A 20,145-nucleotide genomic window follows, 5' to 3' on the forward strand; every position below is an offset into this window, starting at 1 on the left:
CCAAAGGCTCGAAAGCCTACCTCAGGGAGGACCACTTTTCAGGGGGCAGACCAGGAGGACCCGCGAGGGGGGGCGTCAATCTGAGGAACGTTATGGCCCATTCGACACCCACTTGAACAAGCCTATCGATTCCGAGTGCTACCGGCCCACTGAGGGCTCCCAGAAAATCTAACCAGTCAGCGCCCCTCAAGGTTATAGGCAAAAGGAGGCGGGAAGCGGAAGTTCGCTGCACATGCAAAGACGCGTCGCCCCGGCGTCTGGAGCCGACATTCATTGGCCTGCCTCGCCAAGATCCGACCTGCGCCACCGCAGCAACGTTAGCGCGGAATTCCAAATGAAGCGACCAATCGGAGTTCGACTGTCCCCAAATTACAGTCTACCAAAGCATTGGTATCCTGTCTCTACTTGAGTGCAGAATTCACCACCCGGATCAACTTCGTCCATTGTTCGCGTTCGGTTGATTTCAGGTCCTTTGCTGTATGATCTCGAGACCAGCTAACAAAAGCCTTTGCAAGACGGTACTTTGAGAATCCCTTGATCTCGCTTTCAAATATACTGACGAGTGGGCGGTCTTTTTGCTTCGCCGCGACGGCGGCGATATCCCAGCCGCAGTCCGACTTAGCAACAGCGATCAACGTCTCGCGGAGCATGTCTTCGATTTCCGCAGCTTTGACGGGACTGACGAGGAAGTCCTTCGTCCGCAAGATGCCCTTGTTGCCGAGCGTGTGAACAAGCGTGTCTTGCTTCGCGGCCTGGTCGCCTGCGCTGTCGGAATCCAAAAGCGCCGCTACCTTGAAGCCCTGCGCGTGAAGGATCGTCGAGAAATACACAACCTTGCCTGCGGTGCTCGACGGAACAAGGGCGACCTTTTCGTTGAGGTTCACGTCGCCCGAGTCCCGCAAAAGAGCGGCAACCGCGTCAACGTACCAGTAATCTGTAAGCCCCTCGAGGACGAGATTCTGTTTCTGCGTGAAGAGGCTCTGAGCGAGATCGTAGCCGAGGGCTTCCTGTAGGGGCAGAAGAGCGGCTGGATCGTTCGCGGTGACGGACGTGTGGACTTTGGTTCCGGTTTCCCTGTTTGCCATCTCGACGACGCGGACAAGGTCGAGCTCATCTGGGCCGACAAGGAACGGCGAATGGGTCGTATAAATAGTCTGGTTGTCCGCAGCCAGCCGCGAAATCGTCTTCCGGAATTCGCGCTGCTTCAGGGCGTGAAGGCTCATCCCTGGTTCATCAAGAAGGAGCACGGCGTTCTTATGGTCGCCCTCCGCTTCGGAGAAAAAGACCACGAAGAAGGATACAAGCCACTGAAACCCTTCGGAGCGCTGGTCAAGTTCGACTTCGACCCCGAGATCGTCTTCAACCGTCACTTTGAGGTATTGTCCGTCCGCCCGCAGCCGTAGCTTCGCCGCCTCGCCCTTGCTTTCATCGGGATTCCAGACCGACCTGATTTCGCGTGTGAGGCTGACCTCGGCGGCATTAAGCTGATATTGCCGCTTATCAAGCTTCTCCCGATAGATTTCCATCGCATCGGGATTATTGGCGTCGGGATCGGGCGCGGTCCCCATTTCGGAAAGCTCGGCGGCGGTGAACCCGAGCAGGTTCAGAAGGCAGACGTTCCCGTAGTCAAATCGTTCTTCGTCGAGCGTGCTGTTCGCGATCCGTCCCGCCAACTGCTACAGATGGATCAGCGGACGGACGCGGAAATAATTGCTGAACAGTACGAATACGGGAACGCGCTCCCGGAGCGCCTGAACCGCGTCGTCCCGGGCGTCGCCGATGCCAATTGCTGTCTTGAGACTATCGTAGCGAGCCTCTTCCTTCTTGTTGTCTCCGTCAACGAAAGGAAGCATCGTGTCAAGTCAGCCCGAAAGCGCCTTGGCTTTGTCGCCTTCTATTTGGTTCCAGCTTTTCCAGTCCGCGGTTATGGCGTTCAGCTTTTCAGATGGCTTGCTATCGGTGCTGCCCTCCACAGTAGCAAACTGATGGTCAACGTGAGCTGCGAGGCGGAGCAAATCCTTGTCGATGTCAGCGAAGGTCTTCCTGTCGGGCGCTCCTTTCAGGCGATGCCCCGTCGAGTTGTCGAGGTTCCGCCACAGGACATAGCTTGCGTCTTTCATCCCCTCCGGAAGCAGAGCGCGCTCGTCGTCATCAAGTTCGAACTCTGCTTCGACAACCTTTGTTTCGGCGGGATCTACCTCACCTGTTGTGATCTTGCTGTAACGGGAGCGCGGATAGTCCCGCAACGCGCTGAGAGGCTTCACTCCGCTGGGCGGATTTAGGTGCTGGATCGCCTGCAATAGCGCGGTTTTGCCAGCTTCATTGGGGCCGACCAGGATCGTTTTGTTCTTATCAATTTCGAACGCTTCGCCGTTGATGATCGAGCGATAGTTCTGAACATGTATCTTCGTAATTCGCATGGATGCGCTCCTGCCGTGCTGCAGACTGCAGGCAATCAATTCTGACTTCAACCGCGCACATGTTCGAGGCGCTGACCCTGCCGACGCACAATGTTCTTTTTTACCGCGGCGTGAGTGGAAGTTCTGGCGACGCTGCGCCGTGGCCTTGACCCGAATAGCCTACGTCCGCTCCGCTCCGGGCCGGCAGCCGGCGTGCCACCGTCAGGATTGGTGGCTGGTGATCTCGTGGCCATGATATCGATCCCGTCATGGTCATTCGGGGCAGCGAACTCGGGCTCGCCGCTCGCCAGTTAGATATTCAAGGCTTGGTGGGCCGATGCTCCATTTTGATGCGCCAGCGCGTTGTGGGGTGCTTTTCGTTCAGGTCAGCTGAAAGGGTATTTTCTAAGTGGGGAGGGAAGGGGAAAGACTCTCAAAGAGATGGATGAACGCACCATAGAAAATAGAAAGGCGCGAAATTCCTGCCCATTTGTCCCGTCGGTCCCGCGGCTCAGGAATCGCTGGATAAATTGTCGCCGGACGCCGCCCAAGGCCTCCCGCTCTTTGCCCTTGATGACGCCCGCCGCGCTCACGGAGCGGCCCGATGTGCCAGAAGGGCGACGACCGGATGAGACATGTAGAGGTGCTTGCCGAGAGAGGTGGGGACAGGGGCGGCGCCCTGTCCCCCGTTCATCGCCGCCGCTACCAACGGGCTGCGCGGGGTTCAGTCGCTCGGCGCGCCTTCGGCCCCGTCGCTCGCCCAGGCGATGTCCTCCCAGTGGAGGCGTCCGCCCGAGGTCTTGCGGGCGACGTAGCCCTTCTCGGTCATGATCCGATTGAAGGCGTCGCGGGGCAGGGGAGGGGCCATCTCGCGGGCGGCCCAGCGATCGTAGGCGTCGAAGACCGCCTGCTTGCGGAGGCGCTTGCCGGGGCGGTGGACGCAGCGGGCGGCGGGGAACTCGCCGACCGGATCCTCGAGGGCCTCGAAGCTCTCGCGTTGCTCGCGGGCGTCGGGCGGGGCGTCGAGGCCGCGGGAACGGGTGGCGAGCCAGCCCTCGATCAGCCAGTTGAGGATCGCCGGGGCCTCGGCCTTCAGCTCCGCCTCCAGGTCGCGCTGGTCACGTCGGCGGCCGGGCGGGAGCTGGTCGAGCCGCGCCTCGAAGGGGATGAAGACCATGCGGCGGCGCGTGCCGTGGTCGTCGGTGGCCAGGCGCGGGGTGCGGTTGCAGGTGATCACCGGGATGCCGGTGGGCGTGTAGACGAACTCGCGCTCGCCGTAGGGCGCGCGGATCGGGCGGGGATCGCCGCCGGTGAAGGCCTTGAGCTTCTTCGCGCTGAGGCGGTCGGAGCGGTCGGGCTCGGGGCAGAGGAACAGGCGGGCGCCGGGGAGGTTCATCTCCTCGGGGCTCGGCGCGCCGGCGGCCTGGGTGCGGGTCTCGAGCAGCAGTTCGATCCGGCAAGGGGCGGCGTAGTCGCCCAGCGCGTGGGCGACGGCATTGACGAGCGTGGACTTGCCGTTGCCGCCCTCGCCGCGAAGGAACAGGGCGACCTGTTGGTCGTTGCGTCCGAAGACGGCGAGGCCGAGGGCGCGCTGGAGGAAGGCGCGCATCTCGGGGTCGGGCATCACGTCCGACAGGAACCGGGCCCAGGCTTCGCCGTCGGCGGTTGGGTCCCACGCTGCGCGGGCGACCTTGGTCAGGCGATCGCCGGCATCGTGGGAGCGCAGAGGCGTCCGAGGCTGCGATCCGTCGTTAGCTTCGTGGCCGCGGCGACCGGCGGCCAGCGCCTCCAGGTCGAGCGTGCCGTTCGTGCAGTTCAGAAGGGACGGACGAGCGTCGAAGCCGGAGGCGTCCACCTGGAGCAGGGCCTTCAGGAGTTCCATTGCCGCCTTGATGCGCCCGGTATTGCCGCAGCGCTCGGCATGGTCGCGATGGTCGGCGGCTCGCTCCTTCTGCACCAGCGATCGTGCATGGGTCATCTGCCGGGGCCGAACGCCGTCGCGTGTGATCCACATCCTGGCCTCAGCTTCCTGGTCCGTCGCCTCATGCAGTCGGATTGCGACGGCCTCCTCCTCGATCAGGTCGGACAGCCGCATGCAGGTCCGAAGCGCCCGCTCCCACCCCTTCGCGAAGTCGAAGCGTCGGCCATCCCAGACCGCCCAGCCGCGGCCGGGCTGATGCAGAAGGTGGTCCGAGAAGCGGGCTGCGAGGCGAAACGCGTTCGCGCGATCGCTCTCGCCAAGCCAGCCGCGCTCCACGAGCGTCATGGCGCGGAGATCCGCGATCGTCGGGTTGCTGCGCCGGGGCGCGTGTTCGGCGTCGAAGTCGCGGGCCATCAGCGCGCCCTCCGCCGGTCGGTGCGTCGTTCGACGGGGCGGCATTCATGGCAGTCGAGCCATTCCGGCAGCTTCTCGCAGTCGTAGAGGACCATCGAGCCCACCTTGACCCTCGGCGGCCCGATGCGGGCTTCGTGCCAGCGGTTCAGCGTGCGCGGGGTAACGCCGAGCAGTCGGGAAAGTTCTGCAGGCGACAGATACCGGCGGCCGGCGAGCGTGAGGCCGCCTTGCTGCGCGTCAGTGGTGTCGGTCGAGGGCTTGCCCATGCGTCTTGCTCCTGTTCTGGAGCGAGACCCCCGCCGAGGGGACTGGTGGCCTGGGACGACGGGGCCTTCAAGCCACCGCAACCGCATCGGAGGGGTCTCGAGCGGTTGCGGCGACGATTGGCCGTGGAACCTGCTTAGCGTGATGCTGGTTAACGGCAGGCTAAGCGCTCGTCCGCGCCTGTCCGAGTTCGGCGTCTGGCATGACGGCAACTTCCGCGGACTGCGCAGCGACGACCCCGGCGACCGCTTCCGTCGCCGCCCGCAGGGGATCGTCGAGCAGATGCGCGTAGCGCGCCGTCGTCTGCGGCTGGCTATGGCCAAGCAGCGCGCCGATCACCGGCAGCGACAGGCCCTGCGAGGCCAGGATGCTCGCATAGGTGTGGCGCAGGTCATGCAGGCGGACGGTCGGCGTCCAGCGCAGACGCGGCTCGCCCTGCGCGTCCCGCAGAACCTCTCCGGCGGCCGATCGCTTGGGCTCGCCGACCGCCAGCCCGGCGTCGCGGCAAACCGCCAGCCAGGTGCGCTTCACGTCCGTCAGCGGCCGCTCCGGATCCGCGCCCGGAAACACGAAGCGTCCTCGCGCCGCCTGCCGCATCTCAGCCAGCATCCTCACCGCCGGTGCCGAGAGCGGCACGCGATGCGCCCGGCGCTGCTTCGTCTGGGAGGACGGCTTGATCCACACCCCGGCCTCGAGATCGAACTGGTCCCAGGTCGCGCCGAGCGCCTCGGAGCGCCGCGCCCCGGTCAGCATCAGGAGCCGGATCGCGCTGGCGCTGACCCGCTCGGGATGCCGATCCAGCGCCACGACGAGGCGCCGGATCTCGGCGGGCGAGAGGTAGCGGTCGCGGGGCTCCTCCCGGTTCCGCCGCACCCCGGCGGCGGGATTGTCGGCACGCCAGCCCCAGCGGATCGCCAGGTTGAACGCCTTGCGCAGAACCTCGACGATGCGGTTCGCCCGCACCGGCCGTGACCGCGAGACCTCGGCATGCAATCGGTCGACGTCATCCGGCGCGACCTCCGCCACCTTGCGCGCGCTAAGCGCGGGCAGAATGCAGCTGCGCCACATGCTTCGATCGTCGGCCGCCGAGCGCGGCGCCTTGGTCGGCAGATGTTCACGATCATAGCGCGCGAAAAGATCCGCGACCGTCGGCGTCGCCCGCGCGGCAGCCGCCGCCGCGTCCCGCGCGGCGCTCTCCGCCATCGGGTCCTCGCCGAGGTCGATCCGCCGGCGCAGCGCCCGCGCTTCCTCGCGGGCCGCCGAGGTCGACCAGGCCGGGAACCGCCCGATGGTCATGCGCCGCTCGCGGCCCGAGACGACGTAGTTCAGCACGAACGCGCGCGCCCCGCCCGGCGTCAGCCGGAGCCCGAAGCCGGGCAGCGCGGCGTCGTAGACGATCCGGGCGCGCGCCTCCGGATCCGGCAGCGACCGGATGAACCTGTCGCTGAGCTTCTCGGTGGATCTCCTGGGCATCGACCGCCTCCGCTGAATGGCTCTTGCGGCCCGATGTCCGATCCGTGTCCGAACGAATTCCGTCCGAACTCGTCCGCATATGTCCGAGCCTGTCGCCGAGGCTCGCGAAAAGTCGTTGAGAAAGAGCTAACTGCGGATGTCGCTCAAATTCTATCAATCCAGCCAATGCCCTCGCGGACATTGTTCCACAGGCTCATAACCTGAAGGTCGTAGGTTCAAATCCTACCCCCGCAACCAGAATGACCGAATGAGCCCCCACGTTCAAAGCGCGGGGGCTCTTCGCGTTCCCCAACGCAAGTATCCCTGCAAGCTGCCCCACCAACTCGATCGTCAGGACACCGTCCTGCGGGGTCAGGCGGATCTCCTCGATCAACGCCCGCAGCGCCTCCGCCGCCTCCGTGCGAAGGTCAGGGTCCGCGAGCGACGCCGTCAGGTCCGCCACCTTGCGCCGGTAGAGCTCCGCCAGGCCCGGATGCAGGGCAGGGGGCTCGGCCGGCGCCGCGGCGAGGGCAGCCTCCAGTTCGGCACGACGCGCTTCGAGTTCTGCCATCTCCGCCTTCATCGCCGGGACATAAAGGCCGTCTTTGATTGCCTCGACGATCCGCTGCGCCTGTCGCTCGACTTTCGCCAGTTCCTTGCGGCGTGACGAGGCTGCGGCGCGGTCCCGCTTCTGCAACCGATCCGTCTCTCTTCTGAATTCCTCGATGAACTCGGCGACCAGGTCGGGATGCAGCAGGTTCTCCCGTAGGCCTGAGAGGACGGTCTCTTCCAGCACGTCGCGCCTGATGATCAGGCGGTTGTCGCAGGTGCCGCGGTTGCGGGTGCTGGCGCAGCCATAGTGCTGGCCTCCCACCAGGGTGTAGCCGCCGCCGCAGATCCCGCAGGTCAGGACGCCCGAGAACAGGTAGCGGGGGCGGCGTGCCCGCTCGGAGCGGATGGCGCCTGGTTCGGTGACTGCCTTGCGGGTGGCGCCTTGGCGGGCTTTGACCTCATGCCAGAGCTCATCGGTCAGGATCCTCAGATCCGGGACGTCCTCGATGATCCACGCCTCCGGCGGGTTCATCCGGGCCTGTCTGCGCCCGGTATCCGGATCCTTGACGAACCGCTGCCGGTTCCAGATCAGCCGGCCGATGTAGAGCTCGTTGTTGAGCACGCCCGTCCCGCGCCGCCAGTTGCCATAGATGGTGGACGCGCCCCAGGGCTTGCCGGACGGCCCAGCGAGGCCATCCTTGTTCAGGGCCGCTGCGATGCCGCGAGGGCTGATTCCGCCGGCGAAGGCTTCGAATATCCGGCGAACGGTGTACGCCTCCGTCGGGTTGATCCGGCGCTCCCCGGTGGTCGCCACGCCCTGAGCGTCGAGGCTCCGAACGACCTCATAGCCGTAGGCGATCCCGCCAGCGGAGCGCCCTTGTTTGACGCGGCCCTCCAGCCCTCGCCGCGTCTTGTCGGCCAGGTCCTTCAAGTAGAGCGCGCTCATCGTGCCCTTGAGGCCGATGTGGAGTTCCGAGATCGCGCCTTCGCTGACCGTGATCAGCGGCACGTCCCGGTAGGACAGAAGCTTGAACAGGGAGGCGATGTGCTCCTGGCCGCGGCTGAGGCGGTCGAGGCTCTCTGCGACCACTGCCTCGATGCGGCCCACGCGGGCGTCTTCCATCAGCTTCTGGTAGCCAGGGCGAAACTGCGATGCGCCGCTGATCGCATGATCGGTGTAGATCATCCCCTCGGTCCAGCCCTCTTGGGCGATCCGGCGACGACAGACCCGCACCTGGTCCTCGATAGAGGCGTCTCGCTGCTGGTCTGACGAGTAGCGGGCGTAGATCGCAGCGCGCATCGCGGTCTCCCTGTGGTCGCTTACGCTCACTGTCCCATGCCTTTGGCGCTTGGCGAAGGCTGGCCTGCGGCATGGCTTGGCTTTCGGCTGCGGGAGGCCAGGGGCCGCGTCTCCAGCCGTAGTTTGGCGATGACGTTCTGGTAGCTGTTGCTGGCTTCGATCATGCGCGCGCGGTTGTAGTGCTTCTGGGACATCGCCAGCGTCGCATGTCCCAGCACGGCGGCGATGATCCCGACATGAGCGGGATCTTGCTCGGCGATCCAGGTCGCGGCGATATGGCGGAAGGCATGCGGGCGAAGCGCCACGCCGAAGGCACGGCGTGTGAGATCTGCCAAATGGGCCTGGAAGCTGTCGGCTCCGAGCGGCGCGCCCCGACGCGAAACCCAGAGCGCGCTGAGATCCGCTCCCTGGAGAAGAATGGGTCGGTGCTCGTCCAGATAACGCCGCAGCGGTTCAACGAGGTCATCAGGGACCGGCAGATCGCGGGCCTTCCGGTCCTTCATATCCTCAGGTGCGAAGCGAAGCAGGACGCCGGCATGCGTGGGGACGACATGCCGGTCCAGGTCTAGGCAGATGAAGCTGCGAAGGCGCAGGGGCCTTTGGATCAGCAGATCGACCATCAGCCCGTCCCTGAACGCCACGACCCGCGCCATAAGCGAGAGGCGCTCGGCGCTTTCCGCTCGCGCCCGCTCCGCGATCGCCCATTCGTGGACCTGCCGAGCGGTGACGGGCGGCCGAGGACCGAGCGTGTGCAGGTCGGACAGCAGGCGAAGTCGGTCCGTCGCCTGCTTGAGCGCGGACCAATCCTTCTCCGGCGCCATGGCGCGCATCAGCGCGTGGAGGCTTTCCAGATGGGTATAGGCGGTCCGCGTGGCGCAGCGGGTGCGTTCGGCCTCTGCGAACCCCTTCAGCGCTTCGGGGGTGGCCCGGTCCGTCACGTCCGCAGGCTCGTCCAAGAGGCCGTTGCGGGCCAGGTATCCGAGCCAGTGGCCGTAGGACTGCCGGCGAAGGCGGCGCGTCCCTTCAGACCATTGCTGGCAGGGGCCTGCATCCTCGAAGATGTCTCCAGCAGCGAACAGGCGGTCCCAGGCGGCGAGGTCAGCGGCAGGCCAGTCGCAGGGCTTCAGGATCAGCGGCATGCTCCTGGTCACCGGCCTGCCCCCCGCAGGACATCGTCCCAGCGCTTCAGCGCCTCGCGCGTCTCCAGTTCGGCGTAGAAGGAGGTCGTGGTCTCCAGCTTCTTGTGCCCCAACATCCGACGCACCGTCTCGAAGTCGCCCGGGTTCCTGCGCAGAAAGATCAGGCCGGCGAAATGGCGGAACAGATGGGCATTCATCTCCAGGCCGGTCTCGCGATAGATGACGTCCGGAAGCGACTGCGACAGGTGGCCGGGCCGACGAGGGCCTCCAGACCGCATCGGAAACACCGCGTCGTTGAGCGTGCCGATCAACATGGGGCGCCAGCGCTTGAGATAGGTGCGGAGGAGGCGTGCCGCGTCCCGGCTCACATCGGCGGTAACCGGCTGCCCGTTCTTCACCGTGCTGCCGGGAATGGCGAGCGACAGGGTCTGGGCATTGCCCTGCCCGAACCAGGTCAGGTGCTTCTCAACATCAAGCGCGGCGAGGTTCGCGCTGCGGATCGGAACCGCGAGCAGGATCTCGAGCGCAACCGCATGCATCATGTCGAGGGCATGGCGCGAGGGGAGGGGCGACTGGCCGCCTCCGCCCGCTTGAGCAACTGCTGCGGCAGGCTCAGAAGCAGGCCCACATTCCGCGGATCATCGAACTGGCTCAGGCGCGCGCGGTTCTTGTCCGTCATCCCCGTCCGCTCCACCACAAGCTTGGTCTTGATGGCCAGCAGCTTCGCCGTCTCCGCTTCGGGCAGTTTGACGTGATGACGCGCGATGGCGAGCAGCTTGGCCGCCATGCCGGCGAGCCAGGTCGGCGTCTGCCCATTGAAGCGCGTGTGGATATGGCGGAGGCCGTCCTTGTAGGCCTGAAGGTCTACCAGAGCGGAAAGGTCCGTGATCGTCTCGATTGGGTGGCCGCTATGCACGAGCGCGGTCGCGAACTGGCGGACGGTCGCGCGCGTGTTCTGCAGCGAGTTCGGCTTCAGAGGCTTCGCCGGGCCGTCGCCGTCCCAGATGTCGCCGCCCTTGAGGCGGTCGATCCAAACCTCCAGATCGGCCTGGAACGACCGCGGGAAGTCCTTCAGCGGGATGGTGCGGAAGCGATCGCTCGTCGGGCTGTCCAGCTTGCACAGCGGCGCGCTGCTTCCCGCGATGATGCCGTTCCAGGTCTGCGTCGTGATCTTGACGGTCTTGTCGGGGTCCTTGCCCAGATTGGATGCCGCCAGATGAGCGCGGAATGCGGGCAGAAGCGCGCTGTCCACGCCCTCAGGCGGGATCCCCTTCGCCGAGGCGAAGTTGGCGAGCTGAGCAAGGCTGTATCGGTTCCATTCCTGGTCAATCCCATCCAGAAACACCTCCCATTCGGGCAGGCGGTCGCTTGGCTTCTTGGACCGCGGAGCGATCCGAGCAATGCGCAGCGCGCGTTCCACACTGGAGCGGATATTGGCGAGGCGCTTCGGGCTGACGCCGGCCTGCACGGGATGGATGCCGGCGAAGCGGCGTTGCAGATCCTCCATGTCGGCGCGGATCTCCGAAGGATTGCGGCGCAGGAGCTTCGCGGCGGTGCGCAGGTCCGAGATCAGATCGCGACGGCGGGATCCGGCAGGACCCACCCCGCTCTCAAGAAGATCGATCAAGTCCTGCAAAGTGGCGGTCTTGGCGGTCTTGGCGGTTTTGGGGGAGGACTGGATGTTCATGACATTGCCTCGAAGGTTCAGGTGAATGGACAGGAATGCCCCGCAGCGGTCGCCGGTGACCTGAGCGGGACATTCGGGAAACTGGGGCCGTCAATTTGAACCCGGAGTTCCCATCCACGGTCTCCCGAAGGCTGAGACCTCTGAGCCTTCACGGGACATTAGGAGACGAAGACGCGCCGCCAGCTGGGCCGGCTGTCGATGAAGCGGTTCAGCTCCTCCTCGGCGATCCGCCACTGCCGACCGATGCGATTGGCGCGCAGGTCGCCGGACTCGATGGCCCGGTAGATCGTCTTGGGGCTCACGTTCAGGATCCGCGCGACCTCCTCGGTGGAGAGCAGGCTGCGGATCGCGCCGGAGGTGCGGTTGGGATTGGCCATGCTCAGACCTCTTTGAGTTCGTGGGGGAGGGAGACGGCCGCCCGCTGGTCGAGAGCGGCCAGCGCCTCGCGGGCGGCCTGGCGCGCCAGAAGGCGGACGAGCGGAAGCAGAGCCGGGAGCACGTCGTCGTGCTCCCGAAACTGGGAGGCGGGGAGAGCGGACATGGCGACAGCGCACGCACAAGCCCCGTCGAGACGCATAGGTCTCGCCGGCGGCATTCAGGTCCGAGCGCGCGCGAGCCGCGGATAAGGCTCGCCCGTGGGATTGGAAGGGAGAGTGTTGCCCATTGCGAAATGTCCTGCCGAGCGCCGACGCGTCAGTTGGAGATCGATGGGCCCAACCGTTGCGGCGCATGCGGACAGCCTGCGCCGCGTCCAGATCGGACCCGGTTCAAGCTCCGCAGTGCAATGACATCCTGGATGTGCTGTGTGCAACTCGCGACGGAGGTAGCTGCGCCGGCTGATCGGCGGCGCGGCTACACATGTAGGTGTCCGCTCAACGGTGGGCAAGTCCGCCATTGGCCATCTGACAAAGCGCTTGCTGAACGAAGGTTTGGGTGGAGGATTGATGCAACCAGTTGCTCTGGGATCCAGATCTAGATCGCCGGAGATCGGAGTTTCCAGGGGGCAGAGCAGTCCTCAAAGCGAACCGCTCTGAGTACTCCTCTCGATGGAAGATGCCATCGGCGTGCAGCGGGCTTCATGCTTGCATCGCCATAGGGCGTGTTGACGAAGTCCCTGATCGATAGGCGGATCGAGACGATCTGGACGAAGCCGCGGTAGCTGTCGGCGGTTTTGTCGTAGCGGGTGGCGACGCGGCGGGCATTCTTCATCCGGTTGAAGCATCGCTCGATGCGGTTGCGCAGGGCGTAGATGTGGGCGTCGACGCTTTCGCGGACCTTCCGGGTCCTGCGCGCGGGGATCACGGCGACGCCGCCTCTGGCTTCCATGTCCTGGCGGATCGCATCGGAGTCGTAGCCCCGGTCGGCCAGCAGGACGCGGGCGGGCGGTCCGTCGGCCTCCATCAGGGGCGCATATCCACGATAGTCGGAGACCTGGCCGCCGGTGATCTCGATGGCTACGGGCAGACCCGCGCCGTTCGTCCGGAGATGGACCTTGGTCGAGAGGGTGAGGCGGGTCGGCGAGCCTTCCAGTGGAAGGATCGCCCGCCGAACGCGCGGACGGCCAAGACCCTGATCCTGAATCCCCCCCTTGCGCCCGCGGCGCAGTGATGGGCGCGGGCGATGGCGCCGTCGATCATCTGGTCGCTGTCGGGCGAGCCTTCGGCCTCGTTCAGAGCCTCCAGGATCACGTCCCAGACCCCGGCCAGGGTCCATCGTCGGAACTGGCGGTAGACCGAGGCCCAGGGACCGAAGCTCTCCGGCAGGTCCCGCCAGGGCGAACCGGTCCGGGCGATCCAGAACACGCCGTCCAGAACCCGGCGGTGATCCTTCGGCGGACGGCCGCGCTTCAGGCCGGTCTCGATCACGAAGGGCGCGAAGAACGCCCATTCCTCGTCGCTCATCAGGTCGCGAGCCACTCGTCCCTCCCTTCCAAGGAAGGACTCTGAATCACGCGTCAGTCGATTTGGGAATCCACTTCGTCAACACGCCCTAGGAGATCCGAGGCACGACGTTCGAGCGGTATGCGGCTGATGAGAAGATCCGGGTCGCGCTGGAAGGGCTGCGCGTCGACGTGGACATTGTCGAGCTTTGCCGCCGGGAAGGGATCGCGACGGGCGTCTAGAGCGTCATCCTGCTCGTCTGGATCGTAGCCGCAGGCGCCGAAGCGGTTGGCAGGGGCGAAAGGCGTCGGCGATGCGGGCGATGGCGGCCCGGGGGCCTTTGACGGTGCGCTCGGCGGCCTTGCGCGGGGCGCGGTGAGCTTGGCGAAGGCGTTCTCGACGAGATTGAAGTCCGGGCTGCAGGGTGGAAGGACGCGCAGTCGATGGCTGGCGGCCTCGATCAAGGTTCGCACCCTCGGCTCCGTGGGCGCGGGCGATGCCCGTCCTGGCCCAGGTCTCGTGGATGCAGAGGAGGCGCTCGGGATCGGGGTCGAGCTGGCCGTCGAACCCGGCCTGCCGGCGCCTCGCGACGGCGGGCTGATCCTGCTCGCCGGCACGGCCTTCATGACGCGGAGGCGAAGATCGACGGAGAGGGTTTTCGACATGTTCGCCGGCCTCGTTCCCCGGCCGGTATCTTGTAGCAGACCGAACCCCTGAGGGGCCTCCCCGACGATTCGATCAGAGGGGCTCCCGCTCCAGCCCAGCAGGGTCAGCGAGCGCCTCCGCCGTGGCCCCCGGTCCTCGGTCAGCCGGAATCAGGGACCGGGACCTATCTGATCTGATCCCGAACCCTGGATCGACTGGGACTGAATTTTCCGGGCGTCTTCACGACGGGCGGTCAGATGGGTCGTCGAGGTCAGTAGTGAGGAACGGGGTCGTTGAGCCTGCCGGCAAGGCGTGACCCCGGAGCGGAAACCGGCCCGGAGGCTGATCTGGATCAGTCCGACACCGATCGCGTGGTGCGAGAAGGAAGGTCGCGCGCGAAACTCGCCATCCCCCGGGGGCGCGATGCCAGGCGAGGACGCCCGCGTTTCCAAGGTGAGCGAGCACACCGTCTAGGACGCCCCGTCTCACCAAGAGGCGTGCCGGCTCGTCATGAACGAGCGTGGACGTCGGCCGGAGCATGGGACTCTCGGGCCCCTTCGCGACGCGGCCGCGACCCATGAGACCCCCGTCGGCGCCGAACCCGAAGCGAAAAAGCGCCGGGGCGGAGCAGACCTGATCGGAGCGATCATCGCCGGCGTCGACTCGGCTCGACGGGGCTGATTGCGCGCGACCCCGACGGCGCGGCCGGCCGCCGCGCCGCCTCCTCGACGCTGAAAGGACACGCCATGACCAAGGGCGACAAGAAACGCGGCAATCGCGAAGCCAAGAAGGCCAAGAAGCCCAAGGAGAAGGTCTCCGCCACGGCCGACTCGGCCAAGAAGAAGGACGTCCTTCAGATCGGGGACCGGAAAAAAGGGTAGGGCGCCGGACCGAGGCGACCGGAGCCGGTGGTCCTCCGCGCGCCGGTCGAGGCGTCGGTCGGAGGCTCGCGCCCGGGATCGCGAAGGCGGAACCGGGCGGGCGCCTGTCCTCTGGCCGGAGGCCACGGGGACGCCGATCCAGACGCCGGCCGCTCGGGACGAGACGGCCGGCGCTCGACCGTTTTCGGCGGGCGGACGTCTCGCGCTCGGGCGGCGATTTCAAGAAGGAGACCTTGCATGCGCGTCTTTTCCAATCCCGTGGGCGCCGGCTCGCTGTGGTTCGACAACCTCGCGACGGCGGACGAAATTCCCGTCGGATACGATCCGCAGGCGCGGGCGTTTGTGCCGATGCCGCCCTTCTGCGCGAACCGCAAGACGATCGGATGCAACTGGATCGCCCCGGAACAGGGCGCCTTCTGCCGATCCTGCGCGATGACGGCGCTGGCCCCGAACCTTTCGAGTCCCGACGCCGTCCCGAACTGGGCCCTGACAGAGGCGGCGAAGCGGTGGGTGCTCGACAACCTCGGGCGCTGGCACTGGTTCCGTCCCGAAGATCCGGGGACCCGGCCGGTCTTTCACATGCTCGCCGAGGGCCCGACCCCGGTCGCCATGGGGCATGTGGCCGGGGTCGTGACGATCAGCGTGGCCGAGGCCGACGTCGTGCTCAGCACCACCCGCCGCGAAGCGCTCGAGGAGCCCTATCGCACCATGATCGGCCACATGCGCCACGAGATCGCGCATATGCTCTGGTGGCGTCTCAGTCTGCGCGCCGATTTCCTTGAGGCCTTTCGTTCGGTCTTCGGCGACGAAAGAGAGGATTACCGCGCCGCGTTGCAGCGTCACTACGAGAGCGGACCTCCGCCCGACTGGAGGCGGCGGTTCGTGACCACCTACGCCTCCGCGCATCCGCATGAGGACTGGGCCGAGACCGCCGCGCATCTGCTGCACCTGACCGACATCTCCGACAGCCTCGCCGCCGCAGGCTTCTCCTCGTCCGACCTGCCGAGTCCCGGCTGGGATCCCTATTCCGAGCCGGACGCCGAGCGTCTGATCCGCGTGGCGACCTCCGTCGTCGCCGGGATCAACCACGTCAACCGGTCCATGGGTCTGTCCGACGTCTATCCGTTCGTGCTGTCCGACGCCGCCCGCAGCAAGCTCGCCTTCGTGCATGACTGGCTGCGAAGGGGCGCGCAGGGGAGATGAACGGCGCGGTCTCGCCCGGCAGGGGCTTCCGGCCGCAGGGGTGCGTCTCCGGCCGCGAGGAGGATTGCGAGGCGTCGGCATGGATCCGCCTCGTCGGCGCCGCCGGGAGCCCGGCTGGAGCCGTCCCAGGAGGGCTCGGGGCTCTCCGGGCCCTGATCTGCGCAAGGGCCCCGGGAGGGGCCTGCGCGTAATCTGCACGGAAACAGGGACGATCTGCGGTCGTCCAACCCAGGAGCGGACCGACGATGGCCAGGCCAAAGGGTCTCAACCCTCATCCCCCCGAATTCGAACGATTTCTCTACGCCCCGGTCGGCGAGGACCGGAACGGGACCGTCGTGACGGTCCTGTCCACGCTTGCGCGGCTCGGCCTCGATCCATGGAGCGAGGCCGCTGAACTGGCCCTGTTGCCCCCCGAGGGCGCACGAGCGCGGTTGGAGACGCTGCTCGCCCGGTTCCGGGACGTGCCGGCGCTCGAAAGCGATCGCGGCAGGGTGGCGCGAGACCTGAGCACGCTTCTTCCCCAAAGCCCGCGGCCTCAGGCGACCAGGCGCGCCGGCGCGTCGACGACGGACGGCCGCCCCGGCGCAAGCGCAGGGATCTGGGCTGCGCTCGCGATCGTCCTCGTGCTGCTTCAGATGGTCATGGTCGGCGGGTCGGGATCGGGCGAATGACGGTTCGACCCTGAGCGCACGCGCTCCGATCCCTGAGAACCGGACCGCTCGACGCCAGGATCCCGGGCCTCCTTTTACGGCCGGCGACGGATCGGCGACGTCCACCTGCACCCATCCTCCGCCGTCGGCGCCGGAACCGGTCTCGCAGGCCGGCCGTGCGGACCGGGCGGCGGCGGGCGGGCGGCTCCAACCTGTTCTTCCTCGATTTCGATGTCCGCTGATCTGGATCAGCATTCGACCCGACCGCGCCGCGTAAGTTCAGGGATACGAACACGGGTGTCCGGTAAGGACGAACATGATCTGCGCGAGATCAATCTATGCGACCGGAGCCGCCGCGGCGCTCATGCAGTTGCGGCTCACCGCCGGCGCAAGCAGCATCACCGTCTTCGACAATTCGGCGAGCGACACCGACCCGAACCTGGGCTTCATCAGCTACGATCAGACGGCGCTCGCGAACGATCTCAGTTCGCTCGGCTTCGACCGGGTGAACGTGCAGACCGGCCGGTGTCTGACCTGTGCGGCGGCGATGACGATGTCGCTGGTCACCGGAGGCGAAGACGATCTCGGCGTGCCGCTGATCGTCGAGGTCTGGGACTACGACTTCGTGCTGGAAGACTTCCTGTCCTGGGAGGGGCAACAGTCGGCGTCCGCCATTCTTCCCATAGGCAGCTCGATCATTATGGAATCGTTCTGGTCGGCCGCGGACGCCCCCGACAGCGCGGAGTTCCAGCTTGGGTCCGCGGCGACCTTCGCCGGAGCCAGCGGTTCCGAAACGACCTTTAGCAGCTTTCCTGCGGCGCTCACCGAGTCGCCGTTCGGCATGACGCTGAAGATGGAGTTCCTGTCGTCGAGTCTGGGGTTCGACGCACAGGCGCAGCAGAACGGCCTGGTGCAGGCGAGTGCAGTCCCGCTCCCGCTCGCGGCGCCGCTCCTGGGCGTTGGCCTGGGAGGGTTCTTTCTGCGCGGGGCCCGTCGCCGCATTGGGGAAATGCGACGGCAGGCCTGACCAGGCGGCCGGGCCGGTCCCTCGCAGGGCTCTTCGGCCCGGCCGCCATTTGTTCGTCTCCTGGTTGCCGTCGCCCCCCGTCCGCGGGACGAGGCTGCGGCCGGGAAGCGCCCGCCGCCGCTCCTGCGCGGCGCCTCGTGCGCAGCCCGGCAAGCTGATCCCCAGGCTCTCCCTCCATTCATCTCCAGCGTTCCGTCAGCCCTTCGGCCCGACGCGGCATATGCCGCGTCGGGCCGTTCCGTCTTGTCGGGCGATCCGTTCGCGTGCGGCTCAGCGCAGGATCGGGCCGTCCTGATCCAGATAGCAGGTGTCGAACGCGGCGAGCTCGACGAGCCCCGCGAAGTCGTCGAAGCGCACGCGTCCGTCCTGGAAGGTCACCAGGCCCCGTTCGCGCAGGCGTCGCAGAATGCGGTTCACATGGACCGCGCTGACGCCCAGCACGTCGGCCAGGTGATACTGCGTCAGCGGGCAGTCGTAGCCCGTCTCGTCGCCGAGCCCCACCAGCTTCAGCCGCGCCGCGAGCTCCAGAAGGAAATGCGCCATCCCCTCCTCGGTCGAGCGGCGGCCCAGGTTGACCAGATGCTCGACCACCATGGCCTCGTCGCGCGAGGCGGCCCAGAGAATGGCCGTCGCCAGCCGCGGCGCCTTCTCGAAGCCGTCGAGCAGGTCGGAGATCAGAACCTCGGAGGCCTCGATCGGCGTGACCGCCTCGACGCTGTGGTCCGAGGCGCGGAACAGGATGCTGCGCAGGCCGAGAAAGTCGCCCGGGACCTGCACGTCCACGATCTGGCGTCGGCCGTCGGGCTGCAGCTTGTAGGAGCTGGCCCAGCCGGCCGCCAGGATGAAGGCGGACTGCCGGGGCTGGCCTTCTTCGACCAGGCCGTGGTCGGGCGCGAAGAACCGGCGGCGGCGATGAAACCGCGCCAGGATGTCCAGGTCGGCCTCGGGCAGCGCCACGAAGGCCGACAGCTTCCGCATCAGGGGGCTGGGGGGCGGCGTCGCCGAGGCGGTGGGCATCGAGGCTGACCCCTGATTGGGCATGCTCAGCAGAAGCCCCTGAAAAGAAACGGCGCAGGCTGCTCTGCATCAGCGTAGCACAGCCGCGATGCGGTACGATCTCGAGATGCGGCCTTTCCGGCAGGCTCTGGATGCGGACGCCCCTTCAAGCGAAAGTCTGCTTTCATGCCCCGATCCGACGATATCGCCGGAGCCGCCGCCCTGAGCATTTGCGAGTCCCTGCTCCTGGCCTTGAACGACGGCGGGATCCTGAAGGAACACGAGATCATCGCGCTCCTCCAGGATGCGGCCGCGACCCATGAGGCCGCCACGGACGGCGACCGCGAGGTGCACGCGGCGGCGGCGGCCCTGATCAACGGCATCATCAACGGGGGAAACTCGGTGCGCCGGCGATGACCGGCGCGCCGCGCCCGCGCGTCCGCCGGCCCGCGTGCGGTTTGCGCGCGCGCCGGATGGGCTCGGCGACGGGACGCGGCGTCCGGCCGCGTCATGCCGCCACCGTGTACACCGCGATCACGATCGCGACCGCGAGAACCCCGCTGGGCATGTAGCCGAGCGACCGGTTCCCGCCCCAGACGGGCAGGATGCCGACCATGACCACGACGAGCCCGATCACGAGCAGAGATCCCAGCATGGCGACGTCCTTTCGCAGGGGTGGTGGATACGAGGCCCGGGCCGCGCGGTCCGGGGCCGTCCGCCATGGGCGTCCGGGCTTGTTCACGTCGTCCTTCGCCCTGCCGGCGCCTGCCCGAACGCCGCCTCCGACCCCATCGGTCCTGTCAGGACGCGTCTGCCGCTTGTCGCCGGCGAACTCGCCCCGGACGGTCGCGGCGGGGGCGGTCGATGCGCTCCCCACCCCTCTTCTGTTCTTGGGTCCCGGGGCGTGCCGTTGGGCGGGGCGGGCCGGACCGGCCGAGAGCAGCGCTCCCGCCTCGGCCTCAGTTTCGCCCTATACGGCGCGGCGAGCGCTAACCTGCATCAGCGGAGACGAAATTTCGTGGCCCCGGCGACGGCCGCGCGCCCATCCCCCCACGCCTCGGGGCAGGGCATCCGCGCCCCCGGCTGCGGCTCGACGCCCCGGCGCGAGCGGTCGTGCCGTACGCCGCCTCCGCGGCGGCCGACGAGCCCGGCGCGACGCTGATCCATGCTGCGTCCGCGAGACGCCGGACGTGCCAGAAAAGGGCGACGGAGATCCCTCCTGTCGCCTGCTGAAAAGGAACACCCTTCGAATGAACAACATCATCTACATCGTCGGCCTGGTCGTGGTCGTCCTGATCGTTCTGAGCTTCCTCGGCCTGACCTGACCATGACGGCCCCCGGGTCGCAGCGGAAATCGCCCTCGCGACCGCCCCCGCCGGTCGGCGGCGGGCAGGGATGCGCGCGCGGGCAAGCTTCTCCGACGTTCCGGAGATTTCGCCGCTGCCGTCTGTCCCGATCGGCGCCGCACGTCGTCTCGCCCGCGCGCCCGGCGACTCGCGATAGGGGGCTGTCATCATCGGCGCACCGGTCGTCGGCGTCGTATGCCGGAGAGCTGCTCCATCTTCGCGGCGCTTCCGGTCCTCTTCGGAGCCACCGGATTGCAACTGGCGAAGACCGCGAGGGCGTTCCCCCCTGACGACGACCCCGCCCTTGCCCCAGCCGTTGGCGGCGATCGTCTGCGCATCTGCGCTGACCCCGAAGTCTGGACCGCCCGGTTCTGGGAATCCCGGGCTTC

General features: G+C 67.0%; 19 protein-coding genes and 1 pseudogene. 6 read left to right on the top strand and 14 right to left on the bottom strand.

Features of this window, described 5'->3' with window-relative positions:
* Nucleotides 1-401 precede the first annotated feature (401 nt).
* From AAC134_RS20865 to AAC134_RS20920, 12 genes and pseudogenes are all read right to left on the bottom strand, one after another.
* A complete protein-coding gene (locus AAC134_RS20865) occupies nt 402-1,673 on the bottom strand; it encodes an AAA family ATPase (RefSeq protein ID WP_339951180.1) in 1,272 nt (423 codons plus the stop codon).
* A gap of 189 nt (nt 1,674-1,862) precedes the next feature.
* The gene (locus tag AAC134_RS20870; RefSeq protein ID WP_339951182.1) at nt 1,863-2,420 is read right to left on the bottom strand and encodes an AAA family ATPase; all 558 of its coding nucleotides are present in this window, start codon (nt 2,418-2,420) and stop codon (nt 1,863-1,865) included.
* 703 nt (nt 2,421-3,123) lie between these two features.
* Nucleotides 3,124-4,734, bottom strand: a complete 1,611-nt coding sequence (locus AAC134_RS20875) for a phage/plasmid primase, P4 family (RefSeq protein WP_339951183.1) — start codon at nt 4,732-4,734, stop codon at nt 3,124-3,126.
* Complete coding sequence (locus AAC134_RS20880; RefSeq protein ID WP_339951185.1) at nt 4,734-5,000, bottom strand: helix-turn-helix domain-containing protein; 267 nt, start codon at nt 4,998-5,000, stop codon at nt 4,734-4,736. The genes AAC134_RS20875 and AAC134_RS20880 overlap by 1 nt, the downstream gene beginning before the upstream one ends.
* A gap of 160 nt (nt 5,001-5,160) precedes the next feature.
* Nucleotides 5,161-6,471 (bottom strand): tyrosine-type recombinase/integrase, encoded by a 1,311-nt coding sequence (locus AAC134_RS20885; RefSeq protein ID WP_339951187.1) that lies wholly within the window; start codon nt 6,469-6,471, stop codon nt 5,161-5,163.
* Between the two features lie 193 nt (nt 6,472-6,664).
* Complete coding sequence (locus tag AAC134_RS20890; RefSeq protein ID WP_339951189.1) at nt 6,665-8,302, bottom strand: recombinase family protein; 1,638 nt, start codon at nt 8,300-8,302, stop codon at nt 6,665-6,667.
* Between the two features lie 26 nt (nt 8,303-8,328).
* Nucleotides 8,329-9,441 carry a site-specific integrase gene (locus AAC134_RS20895; protein WP_339951191.1) on the bottom strand — a complete coding sequence of 371 codons (1,113 nt, stop codon included), beginning with the start codon at nt 9,439-9,441 and terminating at the stop codon, nt 8,329-8,331.
* 8 nt (nt 9,442-9,449) lie between these two features.
* On the bottom strand, nt 9,450-9,983 hold the full coding sequence (locus tag AAC134_RS20900; RefSeq protein WP_339951193.1) for a tyrosine-type recombinase/integrase: 534 nt from the start codon (nt 9,981-9,983) through the stop codon (nt 9,450-9,452).
* The gene (locus tag AAC134_RS20905; protein WP_339951195.1) at nt 9,980-11,128 is read right to left on the bottom strand and encodes a hypothetical protein; all 1,149 of its coding nucleotides are present in this window, start codon (nt 11,126-11,128) and stop codon (nt 9,980-9,982) included. Before AAC134_RS20905 ends, AAC134_RS20900 begins: the two co-directional genes overlap by 4 nt.
* 158 nt (nt 11,129-11,286) lie before the next feature.
* On the bottom strand, nt 11,287-11,505 hold the full coding sequence (locus tag AAC134_RS20910; protein ID WP_339951197.1) for a helix-turn-helix domain-containing protein: 219 nt from the start codon (nt 11,503-11,505) through the stop codon (nt 11,287-11,289).
* Between the two features lie 736 nt (nt 11,506-12,241).
* Nucleotides 12,242-13,029, bottom strand: a pseudogene (locus AAC134_RS20915) (IS5 family transposase); the annotation flags it as partial.
* A 53-nt stretch (nt 13,030-13,082) separates the two neighbouring features.
* Nucleotides 13,083-13,472 (bottom strand): hypothetical protein, encoded by a 390-nt coding sequence (locus tag AAC134_RS20920; protein ID WP_339951199.1) that lies wholly within the window; start codon nt 13,470-13,472, stop codon nt 13,083-13,085.
* A gap of 927 nt (nt 13,473-14,399) precedes the next feature.
* On the opposite strand from AAC134_RS20920, the gene AAC134_RS20925 reads away from it, so the two are divergent.
* The 4 genes from AAC134_RS20925 (at nt 14,400) to AAC134_RS20940 (ending at nt 17,414) form a co-directional block, all read left to right on the top strand.
* Nucleotides 14,400-14,534: a hypothetical protein gene (locus AAC134_RS20925; RefSeq protein WP_339951201.1), complete on the top strand. Its 135-nt coding sequence runs from the start codon at nt 14,400-14,402 to the stop codon at nt 14,532-14,534.
* 237 nt (nt 14,535-14,771) lie between these two features.
* Nucleotides 14,772-15,737: a putative zinc-binding metallopeptidase gene (locus AAC134_RS20930; RefSeq protein WP_339951203.1), complete on the top strand. Its 966-nt coding sequence runs from the start codon at nt 14,772-14,774 to the stop codon at nt 15,735-15,737.
* Nucleotides 15,738-15,982: 245 nt separating this feature from the next.
* A complete protein-coding gene (locus AAC134_RS20935) occupies nt 15,983-16,408 on the top strand; it encodes a hypothetical protein (RefSeq protein ID WP_339951205.1) in 426 nt (141 codons plus the stop codon).
* Nucleotides 16,409-16,703: 295 nt separating this feature from the next.
* Nucleotides 16,704-17,414 (top strand): hypothetical protein, encoded by a 711-nt coding sequence (locus AAC134_RS20940; protein ID WP_339951207.1) that lies wholly within the window; start codon nt 16,704-16,706, stop codon nt 17,412-17,414.
* 270 nt (nt 17,415-17,684) lie between these two features.
* Here AAC134_RS20940 and AAC134_RS20945 read toward each other — a convergent pair whose 3' ends face one another.
* Nucleotides 17,685-18,431, bottom strand: a complete 747-nt coding sequence (locus AAC134_RS20945; RefSeq protein ID WP_339951209.1) for a Crp/Fnr family transcriptional regulator — start codon at nt 18,429-18,431, stop codon at nt 17,685-17,687.
* Between the two features lie 165 nt (nt 18,432-18,596).
* On the opposite strand from AAC134_RS20945, the gene AAC134_RS20950 reads away from it, so the two are divergent.
* The gene (locus tag AAC134_RS20950; RefSeq protein WP_339951211.1) at nt 18,597-18,827 is read left to right on the top strand and encodes a hypothetical protein; all 231 of its coding nucleotides are present in this window, start codon (nt 18,597-18,599) and stop codon (nt 18,825-18,827) included.
* A gap of 91 nt (nt 18,828-18,918) precedes the next feature.
* Here the strand turns inward: AAC134_RS20950 and AAC134_RS20955 are convergent, their stop codons facing one another.
* A complete protein-coding gene (locus AAC134_RS20955) occupies nt 18,919-19,065 on the bottom strand; it encodes a DUF3309 family protein (RefSeq protein WP_339951213.1) in 147 nt (48 codons plus the stop codon).
* Between the two features lie 535 nt (nt 19,066-19,600).
* Here AAC134_RS20955 and AAC134_RS20960 point away from each other — a divergent pair.
* Nucleotides 19,601-19,735, top strand: a complete 135-nt coding sequence (locus AAC134_RS20960) for a hypothetical protein (protein ID WP_339951215.1) — start codon at nt 19,601-19,603, stop codon at nt 19,733-19,735.
* Nucleotides 19,736-20,145 lie beyond the last annotated feature (410 nt).

Origin of the sequence: uncultured Albimonas sp., assembly GCF_963977235.1 — a bacterium.
GTDB lineage: Bacteria > Pseudomonadota > Alphaproteobacteria > Rhodobacterales > Rhodobacteraceae > Albimonas.